The 15136-nt window shown below is 51.2% G+C and carries 11 protein-coding genes; 9 read left to right on the top strand and 2 right to left on the bottom strand.

Annotation, left to right across the window (positions count from 1 at the left end):
- The 9 genes from tuf to rpoC all read left to right on the top strand — a co-directional run.
- On the top strand, positions 1-1050 hold a 1050-nt coding region (tuf, locus tag OGY67_RS10985), incomplete at its 5' end, for an elongation factor Tu (protein ID WP_063942044.1).
- Positions 1051-1280: 230 nt separating this feature from the next.
- Complete coding sequence (secE, locus tag OGY67_RS10980; protein WP_003033128.1) at positions 1281-1664, top strand: preprotein translocase subunit SecE; 384 nt, start codon at positions 1281-1283, stop codon at positions 1662-1664.
- A 1-nt stretch (position 1665) separates the two neighbouring features.
- A complete protein-coding gene (gene nusG / locus OGY67_RS10975) occupies positions 1666-2211 on the top strand; it encodes a transcription termination/antitermination protein NusG (protein ID WP_003033125.1) in 546 nt (181 codons plus the stop codon).
- A 154-nt stretch (positions 2212-2365) separates the two neighbouring features.
- Positions 2366-2794 (top strand): 50S ribosomal protein L11, encoded by a 429-nt coding sequence (rplK, locus tag OGY67_RS10970; protein ID WP_003033122.1) that lies wholly within the window; start codon positions 2366-2368, stop codon positions 2792-2794.
- A gap of 3 nt (positions 2795-2797) precedes the next feature.
- Positions 2798-3505 carry a 50S ribosomal protein L1 gene (rplA, locus tag OGY67_RS10965; RefSeq protein ID WP_003033119.1) on the top strand — a complete coding sequence of 236 codons (708 nt, stop codon included), beginning with the start codon at positions 2798-2800 and terminating at the stop codon, positions 3503-3505.
- Positions 3506-3919: 414 nt separating this feature from the next.
- The gene (rplJ, locus tag OGY67_RS10960) at positions 3920-4417 is read left to right on the top strand and encodes a 50S ribosomal protein L10 (protein WP_001207203.1); all 498 of its coding nucleotides are present in this window, start codon (positions 3920-3922) and stop codon (positions 4415-4417) included.
- Positions 4418-4483: 66 nt separating this feature from the next.
- The gene (gene rplL / locus OGY67_RS10955) at positions 4484-4849 is read left to right on the top strand and encodes a 50S ribosomal protein L7/L12 (protein ID WP_003033114.1); all 366 of its coding nucleotides are present in this window, start codon (positions 4484-4486) and stop codon (positions 4847-4849) included.
- Between the two features lie 320 nt (positions 4850-5169).
- On the top strand, positions 5170-9198 hold the full coding sequence (gene rpoB / locus OGY67_RS10950) for a DNA-directed RNA polymerase subunit beta (RefSeq protein WP_003033111.1): 4029 nt from the start codon (positions 5170-5172) through the stop codon (positions 9196-9198).
- Between the two features lie 76 nt (positions 9199-9274).
- Positions 9275-13498 (top strand): DNA-directed RNA polymerase subunit beta', encoded by a 4224-nt coding sequence (gene rpoC, locus OGY67_RS10945; RefSeq protein ID WP_003826919.1) that lies wholly within the window; start codon positions 9275-9277, stop codon positions 13496-13498.
- Between the two features lie 102 nt (positions 13499-13600).
- On the opposite strand, the gene OGY67_RS10940 is transcribed toward rpoC, so the two are convergent.
- Both OGY67_RS10940 and OGY67_RS10935 read right to left on the bottom strand, forming a co-directional pair.
- A complete protein-coding gene (locus tag OGY67_RS10940) occupies positions 13601-13918 on the bottom strand; it encodes a PTS lactose/cellobiose transporter subunit IIA (RefSeq protein ID WP_048215162.1) in 318 nt (105 codons plus the stop codon).
- Positions 13919-13922: 4 nt separating this feature from the next.
- Positions 13923-14228, bottom strand: a complete 306-nt coding sequence (locus tag OGY67_RS10935) for a PTS sugar transporter subunit IIB (protein WP_003033102.1) — start codon at positions 14226-14228, stop codon at positions 13923-13925.
- Positions 14229-15136: the final 908 nt, after the last annotated feature.

Below are 15136 nucleotides of genomic sequence, written 5' to 3'. Positions count from 1 at the left end.
GCATTCGACCAGATCGATAACGCGCCGGAAGAAAAAGCTCGTGGTATCACCATCAACACTTCTCACGTTGAATATGACACCCCGACTCGCCACTACGCACACGTAGACTGCCCGGGCCACGCCGACTATGTTAAAAACATGATCACCGGTGCTGCGCAGATGGACGGCGCGATCCTGGTTGTTGCTGCGACTGACGGCCCGATGCCGCAGACTCGTGAGCACATCCTGCTGGGTCGTCAGGTAGGCGTTCCGTACATCATCGTGTTCCTGAACAAATGCGACATGGTTGATGACGAAGAGCTGCTGGAACTGGTAGAAATGGAAGTTCGTGAACTTCTGTCTCAGTACGATTTCCCGGGCGACGACACTCCGATCGTTCGTGGTTCTGCTCTGAAAGCGCTGGAAGGCGAAGCAGAGTGGGAAGCGAAAATCATCGAACTGGCTGGCTTCCTGGATTCTTACATCCCAGAACCAGAGCGTGCGATTGACAAGCCGTTCCTGCTGCCTATCGAAGACGTATTCTCCATCTCCGGTCGTGGTACCGTTGTTACCGGTCGTGTAGAGCGCGGTATCATCAAAGTTGGTGAAGAAGTTGAAATCGTTGGTATCAAAGAGACTGCTAAGTCTACCTGTACTGGCGTTGAAATGTTCCGCAAACTGCTGGACGAAGGCCGTGCTGGTGAGAACGTTGGTGTTCTGCTGCGTGGTATCAAACGTGAAGAAATCGAACGTGGTCAGGTACTGGCTAAGCCGGGCTCTATCAAGCCGCACACCAAGTTCGAATCTGAAGTGTACATTCTGTCCAAAGACGAAGGCGGCCGTCATACTCCGTTCTTCAAAGGCTACCGTCCGCAGTTCTACTTCCGTACTACTGACGTGACTGGTACCATCGAACTGCCGGAAGGCGTAGAGATGGTAATGCCGGGCGACAACATCAAAATGGTTGTTACCCTGATCCACCCAATCGCGATGGACGACGGTCTGCGTTTCGCAATCCGTGAAGGCGGCCGTACTGTTGGTGCGGGCGTTGTTGCCAAAGTAATGAGCTAATTGCCGAATAACATTTGACGCAATGCGCAATAAAAGGGCATCATTTGATGCCCTTTTTGCACGCTTTCACACCAGAACCTGGCTCATCAGTGATTTTTTTTGTCATAATCATTGCTGAGACAGGCTCTGAAGAGGGCGTTTAGTCCGAAACGCACCAGAGCATTTCGGTTTGGATCGCCTCGCTTACGCGGGGTGAAAATGTTTGTAGAATACTTCTGACAGGTTGGTTTATGAGTGCGAATACCGAAGCTCAAGGAAGCGGGCGCGGCCTGGAAGCGATGAAGTGGGTTGTTGTCGCTGTATTGCTGCTTGTAGCTATCGTTGGCAACTACCTCTATCGTGACATGATGCTGCCGCTGCGTGCGCTGGCCGTAGTGATTCTGATTGCCGCAGCGGGTGGTGTCGCGCTGTTGACAACAAAAGGTAAAGCGACCGTTGCTTTTGCCCGTGAAGCGAGAACCGAAGTCCGTAAGGTCATTTGGCCAACTCGCCAGGAAACATTGCACACCACATTAATTGTGGCTGCGGTTACCGCAGTAATGTCACTGATCCTGTGGGGACTGGATGGTATTCTGGTTCGCCTGGTATCCTTTATCACTGGCCTGAGGTTCTAAGATGTCTGAAGCCCCTAAAAAGCGCTGGTACGTCGTTCAGGCGTTTTCCGGTTTTGAAGGCCGCGTAGCCACGTCGCTGCGCGAATATATCAAGTTACAAAATATGGAAGAGCTGTTTGGCGAAGTCATGGTGCCGACCGAAGAAGTGGTCGAAATCCGTGGTGGCCAGCGTCGCAAGAGCGAACGTAAATTCTTCCCGGGCTATGTACTGGTCCAGATGGTGATGAATGACGCAAGCTGGCACCTGGTGCGCAGCGTGCCGCGTGTGATGGGCTTTATCGGCGGTACATCTGACCGTCCGGCGCCGATCAGCGACAAAGAAGTTGATGCGATCATGAACCGTCTGCAGCAGGTTGGCGATAAACCGCGTCCGAAAACGATGTTTGAGCCAGGTGAAATGGTTCGCGTTAGTGACGGTCCATTTGCTGACTTTAACGGCGTGGTTGAAGAAGTGGACTACGAGAAGTCCCGCCTGAAAGTCTCTGTTTCTATCTTCGGTCGTGCGACCCCGGTAGAACTGGACTTTGCCCAGGTAGAAAAAGCCTAAACAGCGATCAAAAAAGCGGCGATTTAATCGTTGCACAAGGCGCGAGATTGGAATACAATTTCGCGCCTTTTGTTTTTATGGGCCCTGTCCGTAAAACGAATTTAATCACGGGGAGCCTCCTTGAGGCGCTATAACCCAACTAGAGGAATTTAGAATGGCTAAGAAAGTCCAGGCCTACGTCAAGCTGCAGGTTGCAGCTGGTATGGCTAACCCGAGTCCGCCGGTAGGTCCAGCACTGGGTCAACAAGGCGTGAACATCATGGAATTCTGCAAAGCGTTCAACGCAAAAACTGATTCCATGGAAAAAGGTCTGCCGATCCCGGTTGTTATCACCGTTTACGCTGACCGTTCTTTCACTTTCGTTACCAAAACGCCTCCGGCAGCAGTTCTGCTGAAGAAAGCGGCTGGTATCAAGTCTGGTTCCGGCAAGCCGAACAAAGACAAAGTGGGTAAAATTTCCCGCGCTCAGCTGCAGGAAATCGCGCAGACCAAAGCTGCCGACATGACTGGTTCCGACATTGAAGCGATGACTCGCTCCATTGAAGGTACTGCACGTTCCATGGGCCTGGTAGTGGAGGACTAAGAAATGGCTAAACTGACCAAGCGTATGCGCGTGATCCGTGACAAAGTTGATGCAACTAAACAGTACGACATCAACGAAGCTATTGCTCTGCTGAAAGAGCTGGCCACTGCTAAATTCGTAGAAAGCGTAGACGTTGCCGTTAACCTCGGCATCGACGCTCGTAAATCTGACCAGAACGTACGTGGTGCAACTGTACTGCCGCACGGTACTGGCCGTTCCGTTCGCGTAGCCGTATTTGCCCAGGGCGCAAACGCTGAAGCTGCTAAAGCTGCAGGCGCTGAGCTGGTAGGTATGGAAGATCTGGCTGACCAGATCAAGAAAGGCGAAATGAACTTTGACGTTGTTATTGCTTCCCCGGATGCAATGCGCGTTGTTGGCCAGCTGGGTCAGGTTCTGGGTCCGCGCGGCCTGATGCCAAACCCGAAAGTTGGTACTGTAACCCCTAACGTTGCTGAAGCAGTTAAGAACGCTAAAGCAGGTCAGGTTCGTTACCGTAACGACAAAAACGGCATCATCCACACCACCATCGGTAAAGTGGATTTTGACGCTGACAAACTGAAAGAAAACCTGGAATCTCTGCTGGTTGCGCTGAAAAAAGCGAAACCGACTCAGGCTAAAGGCGTGTACATCAAGAAAGTTAGCATCTCCACCACCATGGGTGCTGGTGTTGCCGTTGATCAGTCCGGTCTGACTGCGACTGTGGCGAACTAATATTCGCCTTTACGTGGGCGGTGATTTTGTCTACAATCTTACCCCCACGTTTCTGCTAATTGCAGACGTATATCCGAGATATTCAGGCTGTGGCAAGGCGACAACTGAGTGAATCGCCAGGAGCATAGTTAACTATGTGACTGGTGTGAACGAAGGCAGTCAACGCCGTCACAGATTGAATAGCGACAGATAGACAAGATTTGTTCGTTGGAGCCTGGCCTATCCAGGCCTCCGTCGAAGACCGCAGGTGTTTCGTAAGAAACTTAATGCCCTGCGTAGACGGTGACAGAACGCTAAGATTATTTCTGATACTCTGGCTTGTTTCTGCTCACCGTATTTAGACGCTCTTTCCGTTGGGGAGAGTGAAGTGAGTTCCGGAACATGAGTTCCGGCAAACATCCAGGAGCAAAGCTAATGGCTTTAAATCTTCAAGACAAACAAGCGATTGTTGCTGAAGTCAGCGAAGTAGCCAAAGGCGCGCTGTCTGCAGTAGTTGCGGATTCCCGTGGCGTAACTGTAGATAAAATGACTGAACTGCGTAAAGCAGGTCGTGAAGCTGGCGTATACATGCGTGTTGTTCGTAACACCCTGCTGCGCCGCGTCGTTGAAGGTACTCAGTTCGAGTGCCTGAAAGACACGTTTGTTGGTCCGACCCTGATTGCATACTCTATGGAACACCCGGGCGCTGCTGCTCGTCTGTTCAAAGAGTTCGCGAAAGCGAATGCAAAATTTGAGGTCAAAGCCGCAGCCTTTGAAGGTGAATTGATCCCGGCATCGCAAATCGATCGCCTGGCAACTCTGCCGACCTACGAAGAAGCAATTGCACGCCTGATGGCAACCATGAAAGAAGCTTCGGCTGGCAAACTGGTTCGTACTCTGGCTGCTGTACGCGATGCGAAAGAAGCTGCTTAATCGCAGTTATCTTTCTCAAGCTTCTGCTTACGTATAAACTTATTCTGATTTTCAGGAACAATTTAAATGTCTATCACTAAAGATCAAATCATTGAAGCAGTATCCGCTATGTCCGTAATGGACGTTGTAGAACTGATCTCTGCAATGGAAGAAAAATTCGGTGTTTCCGCTGCTGCTGCTGTAGCTGTAGCTGCTGGCCCGGCTGAAGCTGCTGAAGAAAAAACTGAATTCGACGTAATTCTGAAAGCTGCTGGCGCTAACAAAGTTGCTGTAATCAAAGCAGTACGTGGCGCAACTGGCCTGGGTCTGAAAGAAGCTAAAGACCTGGTAGAATCTGCTCCGGCTGCCCTGAAAGAAGGCATCAGCAAAGACGACGCAGAAGCACTGAAAAAATCTCTGGAAGAAGCTGGCGCTGAAGTTGAAGTTAAATAAGCCAACTTTTCTGGTTGCAGCCTAAGAAATTAGGCTGATGGCTGGTGACTTTTTAGTCACCAGCCTTTTTGCGCTGTAAGGCGCCAGTAGCATTTCACACTGTTTGACTACTGCTGTGCCTTTCAATGCTTGTTTCTATCGACGTCTTAATATACTGCGACAGAGCATCAGTTCTGTGTAAATCGCAATGAAATGGTTTAAGCGTGATAGCAACAGGCATTGCGGAAAGTATTCGATTTTCCGGTCAACAAAATAGTGTTGCACAAACTGTCCCTTCGTCGGACAGATGGGTCGACTTGTCAGCGAGCTGAGGAACCCTAATGGTTTACTCCTATACCGAGAAAAAACGTATTCGTAAGGATTTTGGTAAACGTCCACAAGTGTTGGACATACCTTATCTCCTTTCTATCCAGCTTGACTCGTTTCAGAAGTTCATCGAGCAAGATCCTGAAGGGCAGTATGGTCTGGAAGCAGCTTTCCGTTCCGTTTTCCCGATTCAGAGCTACAGCGGTAATTCCGAGCTGCAATACGTCAGCTACCGCCTTGGCGAACCGGTGTTTGACGTTCAGGAATGTCAGATCCGTGGCGTGACCTATTCCGCACCGCTGCGTGTAAAACTGCGTCTGGTGATCTACGAGCGCGAAGCGCCGGAAGGCACCGTAAAAGACATTAAAGAACAAGAAGTCTACATGGGCGAAATTCCGCTCATGACTGACAACGGTACCTTTGTAATCAATGGTACTGAGCGTGTTATCGTTTCTCAGCTGCACCGTAGTCCTGGCGTCTTCTTTGACTCCGACAAAGGTAAAACCCACTCTTCGGGTAAAGTGCTGTATAACGCGCGCATCATCCCTTACCGTGGTTCCTGGCTGGACTTCGAATTCGATCCGAAGGACAACCTGTTCGTACGTATTGACCGTCGCCGTAAACTGCCTGCGACCATTATTCTGCGTGCACTGAACTACACCACTGAGCAGATCCTTGACCTGTTCTTTGAAAAAGTTGTTTTCGAAATTCGCGACAACAAGCTGCAGATGGAACTGGTGCCGGAACGCCTGCGTGGTGAAACCGCCTCCTTTGACATTGAAGCTAACGGCAAAGTCTACGTCGAAAAAGGCCGTCGCATCACTGCGCGCCACATTCGCCAACTGGAAAAAGACGATATCAAACATATCGAAGTTCCGGTTGAATACATTGCTGGTAAAGTTGCGGCTAAAGACTACGTTGACGAATCTACTGGCGAGCTGATCTGCGCAGCTAACATGGAGCTGAGCCTGGATCTGCTGGCTAAGCTGAGCCAGTCTGGTCACAAGCGTATCGAAACGCTGTTCACTAACGATCTGGATCACGGTCCGTACATTTCTGAAACTGTACGTGTTGACCCAACCAACGATCGTCTGAGCGCACTGGTAGAAATCTACCGTATGATGCGTCCTGGTGAGCCGCCGACTCGTGAAGCTGCTGAAAGCCTGTTCGAGAACCTGTTCTTCTCCGAAGACCGCTATGACCTGTCTGCGGTTGGTCGTATGAAGTTCAACCGTTCTCTGCTGCGCGACGAAATCGAAGGTTCCGGTATCCTGAGCAAAGACGACATCATCGAAGTGATGAAGAAGCTCATCGATATCCGTAACGGTAAAGGCGAAGTCGATGATATCGACCACCTCGGCAACCGTCGTATCCGTTCCGTAGGCGAAATGGCGGAAAACCAGTTCCGTGTTGGCCTGGTACGTGTTGAGCGTGCGGTGAAAGAGCGTCTGTCTCTGGGCGATCTGGATACCCTGATGCCTCAGGATATGATCAACGCCAAGCCGATTTCTGCAGCAGTGAAAGAGTTCTTTGGTTCCAGCCAGCTGTCTCAGTTTATGGACCAGAACAACCCGCTGTCTGAGATTACGCACAAACGTCGTATCTCCGCACTCGGCCCAGGCGGTCTGACCCGTGAACGCGCAGGCTTCGAAGTTCGAGACGTACACCCGACTCACTACGGTCGCGTATGTCCAATCGAAACACCTGAAGGTCCGAACATCGGTCTGATCAACTCCCTGTCCGTGTATGCACAGACTAACGAATACGGCTTCCTCGAGACTCCGTACCGTAAAGTGACCGACGGTGTTGTAACTGACGAAATTCATTACCTGTCTGCTATCGAAGAAGGCAACTACGTTATCGCTCAGGCGAACTCCAACCTGGATGACGAAGGCCACTTTGTAGAAGATCTGGTTACCTGCCGTAGCAAAGGCGAATCCAGCTTGTTCAGCCGCGACCAGGTTGACTACATGGACGTATCCACCCAGCAGGTGGTATCCGTCGGTGCGTCCCTGATCCCGTTCCTGGAACACGATGACGCCAACCGTGCATTGATGGGTGCGAACATGCAACGTCAGGCGGTCCCGACTCTGCGCGCTGATAAGCCGCTGGTTGGTACCGGTATGGAACGTGCTGTTGCCGTTGACTCCGGTGTTACTGCAGTTGCTAAACGTGGCGGTACTGTTCAGTACGTGGATGCTTCCCGTATCGTTATCAAAGTTAACGAAGACGAGATGTACCCGGGCGAAGCAGGTATCGACATTTATAACCTGACCAAATACACCCGTTCTAACCAGAACACCTGCATCAACCAGATGCCTTGCGTATCTCTGGGCGAGCCGGTTGAACGTGGTGATGTGCTGGCAGACGGTCCGTCCACCGACCTCGGTGAACTGGCGCTGGGTCAGAACATGCGCGTGGCATTCATGCCATGGAATGGTTACAACTTCGAAGACTCCATCCTCGTATCCGAGCGTGTTGTCCAGGAAGACCGTTTCACCACCATCCATATTCAGGAACTGGCATGTGTGTCCCGTGACACCAAGCTGGGGCCAGAAGAGATCACCGCTGACATCCCGAACGTGGGTGAAGCTGCGCTCTCCAAACTGGATGAATCCGGTATCGTTTATATCGGTGCGGAAGTGACCGGTGGCGACATTCTGGTTGGTAAGGTAACACCGAAAGGTGAAACCCAGCTGACGCCAGAAGAGAAGCTGCTGCGTGCGATCTTCGGTGAGAAAGCGTCTGACGTTAAAGACTCTTCTCTGCGCGTGCCAAACGGTGTTTCCGGTACGATTATCGACGTTCAGGTCTTTACTCGCGATGGCGTAGAAAAAGACAAACGTGCGCTGGAAATCGAAGAGATGCAGCTGAAGCAGGCGAAAAAAGACCTGTCTGAAGAACTGCAGATCCTCGAAGCTGGCCTGTTCAGCCGTATCTACGCTGTGCTGGTTTCCGGTGGTGTTGAAGCTGAGAAGCTCGACAAACTGCCGCGCGACCGCTGGTTAGAACTCGGCCTGACCGACGAAGAGAAACAGAATCAGCTGGAACAACTGGCTGAGCAGTACGACGAACTGAAACACGAATTCGAGAAAAAACTCGAAGCGAAACGCCGTAAAATCACTCAGGGCGACGATCTGGCACCGGGCGTGCTGAAGATTGTTAAGGTGTATCTGGCGGTTAAACGTCGGATCCAGCCTGGTGATAAGATGGCAGGTCGTCACGGTAACAAGGGTGTAATCTCTAAGATCAACCCGATCGAAGATATGCCACACGATGCTAACGGTACGCCGGTAGATATCGTACTGAACCCGCTGGGCGTACCATCGCGTATGAACATCGGTCAGATCCTTGAAACCCACCTGGGTATGGCTGCAAAAGGTATCGGCGATAAGATCAACGCCATGCTGAAACAGCAGCAGGAAGTCGCGAAACTGCGCGAATTCATCCAGCGTGCTTACGATCTGGGTTCAGATGTTCGTCAGAAAGTTGACCTGAATACCTTCAGCGATGAAGAAGTTCTGCGTCTGGCTGAAAACCTGAAAAAAGGTATGCCGATCGCAACGCCGGTATTCGACGGTGCGAAAGAGTCTGAAATCAAGGAACTGTTACAGCTGGGTGGCCTGCCGACTTCCGGTCAGATCACACTGTTCGACGGTCGTACCGGTGAGCAGTTCGAGCGCCAGGTTACCGTTGGCTATATGTACATGCTGAAACTGAACCACTTGGTTGATGACAAGATGCATGCGCGTTCTACCGGTTCTTACAGCCTGGTTACTCAGCAGCCGCTGGGTGGTAAGGCGCAGTTCGGTGGTCAGCGCTTCGGGGAGATGGAAGTGTGGGCGCTGGAAGCATATGGCGCAGCATACACCCTGCAGGAAATGCTCACCGTTAAGTCTGATGACGTGAACGGTCGTACTAAGATGTATAAAAACATCGTGGACGGCAACCATCAGATGGAACCAGGCATGCCGGAATCCTTCAACGTACTGTTGAAAGAGATTCGTTCGCTGGGTATCAACATCGAGCTGGAAGACGAGTAACTCTCGATCAAACAGGTCACTGGTGCTGGCGTAACAGCCAGCGCCAGATTGTGCTAACTCCGACGGGAGCAAATCCGTGAAAGATTTATTAAAGTTTCTGAAAGCGCAGACTAAAACCGAAGAGTTTGATGCGATCAAAATTGCTCTGGCCTCGCCAGACATGATCCGTTCATGGTCTTTCGGTGAAGTTAAGAAGCCGGAAACCATTAACTACCGTACGTTCAAACCTGAACGTGACGGCCTTTTCTGCGCCCGTATCTTTGGGCCGGTAAAAGACTACGAGTGCCTGTGCGGTAAGTACAAGCGCCTGAAACACCGTGGTGTGATCTGTGAGAAGTGCGGCGTTGAAGTGACCCAGACCAAAGTACGCCGTGAGCGTATGGGCCACATCGAGCTGGCGTCTCCGACCGCTCACATCTGGTTCCTGAAATCTCTGCCGTCCCGTATCGGTTTGCTGCTCGATATGCCGCTGCGCGATATCGAACGTGTACTGTACTTCGAATCCTATGTTGTTATCGAAGGCGGTATGACTAACCTGGAACGTCAACAGATTCTGACTGAAGAGCAGTATCTGGACGCGCTGGAAGAGTTCGGTGACGAATTCGACGCGAAGATGGGTGCGGAAGCTATTCAGGCCCTGCTGAAGAGCATGGATCTGGAGCAAGAGTGTGAAACTCTGCGCGAAGAGCTGAACGAAACCAACTCCGAAACCAAGCGTAAGAAGCTGACCAAGCGTATCAAACTGCTGGAAGCCTTCGTACAGTCTGGCAACAAGCCAGAGTGGATGATCCTGACCGTTCTGCCGGTTCTGCCGCCAGATCTGCGTCCGCTGGTTCCGCTGGATGGTGGTCGTTTCGCAACATCGGATCTGAACGATCTGTATCGTCGCGTTATCAACCGTAACAACCGTCTGAAGCGTCTGCTGGATCTGGCTGCGCCGGACATCATCGTACGCAACGAAAAACGTATGCTGCAGGAAGCGGTTGACGCCCTGCTGGATAACGGTCGTCGCGGTCGTGCGATCACCGGTTCTAACAAACGTCCTCTGAAATCTTTGGCCGACATGATCAAAGGTAAGCAGGGTCGTTTCCGTCAGAACCTGCTCGGTAAGCGTGTTGACTACTCCGGTCGTTCTGTAATCACCGTAGGTCCATACCTGCGTCTGCATCAGTGCGGTCTGCCGAAGAAAATGGCACTGGAACTGTTCAAACCGTTCATCTACGGCAAGCTGGAACTGCGTGGCTTGGCCACCACCATCAAAGCCGCTAAGAAAATGGTTGAGCGTGAAGAAGCTGTCGTTTGGGATATCCTGGACGAAGTTATCCGCGAACACCCGGTACTGCTGAACCGTGCACCAACACTGCACCGTCTGGGTATCCAGGCATTTGAACCGGTACTGATCGAAGGTAAAGCTATCCAGCTGCACCCGCTGGTTTGTGCGGCATATAACGCCGACTTCGATGGTGACCAGATGGCTGTTCACGTACCGCTGACGCTGGAAGCCCAGCTCGAAGCGCGTGCGCTGATGATGTCTACCAACAACATCCTGTCTCCGGCGAACGGCGAACCTATCATCGTTCCGTCTCAGGACGTTGTATTGGGTCTGTACTACATGACCCGTGACTGTGTTAACGCCAAAGGCGAAGGCATGGTGCTGACTGGCCCGAAAGAAGCTGAGCGTATCTATCGCGCAGGTCTGGCCTCTCTGCATGCGCGCGTTAAAGTGCGTATCACCGAATATGAAAAAGATGAAAACGGCGAATTCGTTGCGAAAACCAGCCTGAAAGACACGACCGTTGGCCGTGCTATTCTGTGGATGATCGTACCGAAAGGTCTGCCTTTCTCCATCGTCAACCAGGCGCTGGGCAAGAAAGCTATCTCCAAAATGCTGAACACCTGTTACCGCATTCTGGGCCTGAAGCCGACCGTTATCTTCGCTGACCAGACAATGTACACCGGCTTTGCATATGCAGCGCGTTCAGGTGCATCTGTTGGTATTGATGACATGGTCATCCCAGAGAAGAAACACGAGATCATCTCTGAAGCGGAAGCTGAAGTTGCTGAGATCCAGGAGCAGTTCCAGTCTGGTCTGGTAACCGCAGGCGAACGCTATAACAAAGTTATCGATATCTGGGCTGCGGCGAACGATCGTGTATCCAAAGCGATGATGGATAACCTGCAAACCGAAACCGTTATTAACCGTGACGGCGTAGAAGAGCAGCAGGTTTCCTTCAACAGCATCTACATGATGGCCGACTCCGGTGCGCGTGGTTCTGCAGCACAGATTCGTCAGCTGGCCGGTATGCGTGGTCTGATGGCGAAGCCAGATGGCTCCATCATCGAAACGCCAATCACCGCGAACTTCCGTGAAGGTCTGAACGTACTCCAGTACTTCATCTCTACTCACGGTGCTCGTAAAGGTCTGGCGGATACCGCACTGAAAACAGCGAACTCCGGTTATCTGACGCGTCGTCTGGTTGACGTCGCGCAGGACCTGGTTGTTACTGAAGACGATTGCGGCACTCTGGAAGGCATCACCATGACCCCGGTTATCGAGGGTGGTGACGTTAAAGAGCCGCTGCGCGATCGCGTTCTGGGTCGTGTAACTGCTGAAGACGTTCTGAAGCCGGGTACGGCGGATATTCTGGTTCCACGCAACACGCTGCTGCACGAACAGTGGTGTGATCTGCTGGAAGAGAACTCCGTTGACTCCGTTAAAGTCCGTTCCGTTGTATCTTGTGACACCGACTTTGGTGTATGTGCGCACTGCTATGGTCGTGACCTGGCGCGTGGCCACATCATCAACAAAGGTGAAGCAATCGGCGTTATCGCGGCACAGTCCATCGGTGAACCGGGTACACAGCTGACGATGCGTACGTTCCACATCGGTGGTGCGGCATCTCGTGCGGCTGCTGAATCCAGCATCCAGGTGAAAAACAAAGGTAGCATCCGTCTGAGCAACGCGAAGTCGGTTGTGAACTCCAGCGGTAAACTGGTTATCACCTCACGTAACACCGAACTGAAACTGATCGACGAATTCGGCCGTACCAAAGAAAGCTATAAAGTGCCTTACGGCTCCGTTATGGCGAAAGGTGATGGCGAACAGGTTGCTGGCGGCGAAACCGTAGCAAACTGGGATCCGCACACCATGCCAGTTATCACCGAAGTGAGTGGTTTTGTCCGCTTCACTGACATGATCGATGGCCAGACCATTACTCGTCAGACTGACGAGCTGACCGGTCTGTCTTCTCTGGTGGTTCTGGATTCTGCAGAGCGTACTGCGGGTGGTAAAGACCTGCGTCCGGCACTGAAAATTGTTGATGCTCAGGGCAACGACGTTCTGATCCCAGGCACCGATATGCCTGCTCAGTACTTCCTGCCGGGTAAAGCGATTGTTCAGCTGGAAGATGGCGTACAGATCAGCTCTGGTGACACCCTGGCGCGTGTTCCGCAGGAATCCGGCGGTACCAAGGATATCACCGGTGGTCTGCCGCGCGTTGCGGACCTGTTCGAAGCACGTCGTCCGAAAGAGCCGGCAATCCTGGCTGAAATCAGCGGCATCATTTCCTTCGGTAAAGAAACCAAAGGTAAACGTCGTCTGGTTATCACCCCGGTAGACGGTAGCGAACCGTACGAAGAGATGATTCCGAAATGGCGTCAGCTCAACGTGTTCGAAGGTGAACGTGTAGAACGTGGTGACGTGGTTTCCGACGGTCCGGAAGCGCCGCACGACATCCTGCGTCTGCGTGGTGTGCATGCTGTAACTCGTTACATCGTTAACGAAGTTCAGGACGTATACCGTCTGCAGGGTGTTAAGATTAACGATAAACACATCGAAGTTATCGTTCGTCAGATGCTGCGTAAAGCCACCATCGAAAGCGCTGGTAGCTCCGACTTCCTGGAAGGCGAGCAGGTTGAATACTCCCGCGTCAAGATCGCAAACCGCGAGCTGGAAGCGAACGGCAAAGTGGGTGCAACGTTCTCCCGCGATCTGCTGGGTATCACCAAAGCGTCTCTGGCAACCGAGTCCTTCATCTCTGCAGCATCGTTCCAGGAAACCACGCGTGTCCTGACCGAAGCAGCTGTTGCAGGTAAACGTGATGAACTGCGCGGTCTGAAAGAGAACGTCATCGTGGGTCGTCTGATCCCGGCAGGTACTGGTTATGCGTACCACCAGGATCGTATGCGCCGTCGCGCAGCGGGCGAACTGCCAGCTGCACCGCAGGTAACTGCTGAAGATGCGTCTGCTAGCCTGGCAGAACTGCTGAACGCAGGCCTGGGCGGTTCTGACAACGATTAATCGTTGCCGACCATAATAAAAAACCCGCTTCGGCGGGTTTTTTTATGTCTATGTTATTTCTGATGGCGCTTATCAGGTCTACGAAGCCATCAGGCAGTGTCATTAATTTATCGGTGGTAACCGCCGATAAAGCTCAATCATATCGCCGGCCAGATCCTGAATCACCATGGCATTCATCAGGTGGTCCTGCGAATGGACGGTGATGAGATTAACCGGTAGTTTGCCGGTGCCCTCGTCAATACCGATCAGCTGGGTCTGGATTTTATGTGCTTGTTTGACGTACTCGCGTGATTCCGTCATCGCTTGTTCTGCACCGGAGAAATCACCTTTACGCGCCAGTTGCAATGCCGTCAGGGCCTGGCTGCGTGCAGCGCCAGCGTTTACCAATAACTCCATGATGATCGTTTCTAACTCTTCCATACCATCACTCCAGTAGTTTCAGCGCCTTATCCAGTACCGCATCGCCTTTCATCATGCCGTAATCCATCATGTCGATAACGGCGACCTTTTTGCCTAGTGGGTCGGCGATCGCCTGTAGCTTGGCCTGTTCATACTTAACCTGTGGACCGAGCAAAACGATATCCGCTGTAGCGATATTCTCTTCAAACTCGGCCACCGGGACGGCTTTGATAGTGACGTCGACGCCTTTTTTCTGGGCGGCATCTTTCATCCTTTGCACCAGCATGCTGGTGGACATTCCGGCGGCACAGCATAAAACGATGTTTTTCATAAGCAGTCTCGATCAACATGTGTGAGTTGATAATTATCGCGAGCCAGCTATAGCAACAACTGCTTTGCAACGATTGTGTGCAAGGCATCACAAAGAAAGCCGCTTTTTCTGAAACCGGTTACAAAAAGAGGCAGAACCCTGCGATCTGGACCAGGGCCAGCGGCTTTTTGACTCGCTTATCACATGCTGGAATATATAATTACTGTCAATAAAGACATGTTATAAAAAACAGTATTGACAGCGTTTTTTAAACCCGTATGTTAATACTTAACAGCGGAGAAATTGTAGTTTGCTGTTAACGTAGTAAGTGTTAGTAGAGCTTGATTGGGGTTTGCGATAAAGGCCACGAAGTATTTTTTGTATGGGATAGTCGATGCTGAAAACGCTATTTTTTCACTTCGACAATGCTTTCAGGCCACGTAGTTGATATATCTAATCGCAAAAAGTCAGTAAAGCGCGACGATGTAACGCCATGATTTTATAGTAAATGTTTGTGATTTCTGCTTTTCTGGTTATCACAAGGGAAATAAGGCAACGCATCAAAGAGTATATGTCGCGAGGGGAAGTGTACTTGTTTAGGTCACCAGCCTTGAGTTCTATTATCAAGCGGGTGGAATGTGTTTAACGGTAAATAGAGGAAAGCTTTAGTTAGTATCAATATCCAATATTATCTATAGTAAACGTGTACATTTTAAAGTAGTACCATCAGCAGTATTAAATCGTTAAGTTTATTAATGTTAAATTTGAAGTGTGTAGTAACGTAAAGCCCTGACTGCAATAGTCGGGGCTTTTGTTCATTGTAGATCAAGCTGTTATCCAGGATGCTTAGCCGCGATGGTTCAACATTGCATCACTCAGTGGGTATTAAAAAAATTAATGCTTGCTTAATGATTAGAAGTAGGTCTACT

Source organism: Citrobacter sp. Cpo015 (genome assembly GCF_030333035.1).
GTDB lineage: Bacteria > Pseudomonadota > Gammaproteobacteria > Enterobacterales > Enterobacteriaceae > Citrobacter > Citrobacter portucalensis.
Note: the sequence above shows the minus strand (reverse complement) of the source record. Positions and strands in the feature narration are given on the sequence as shown.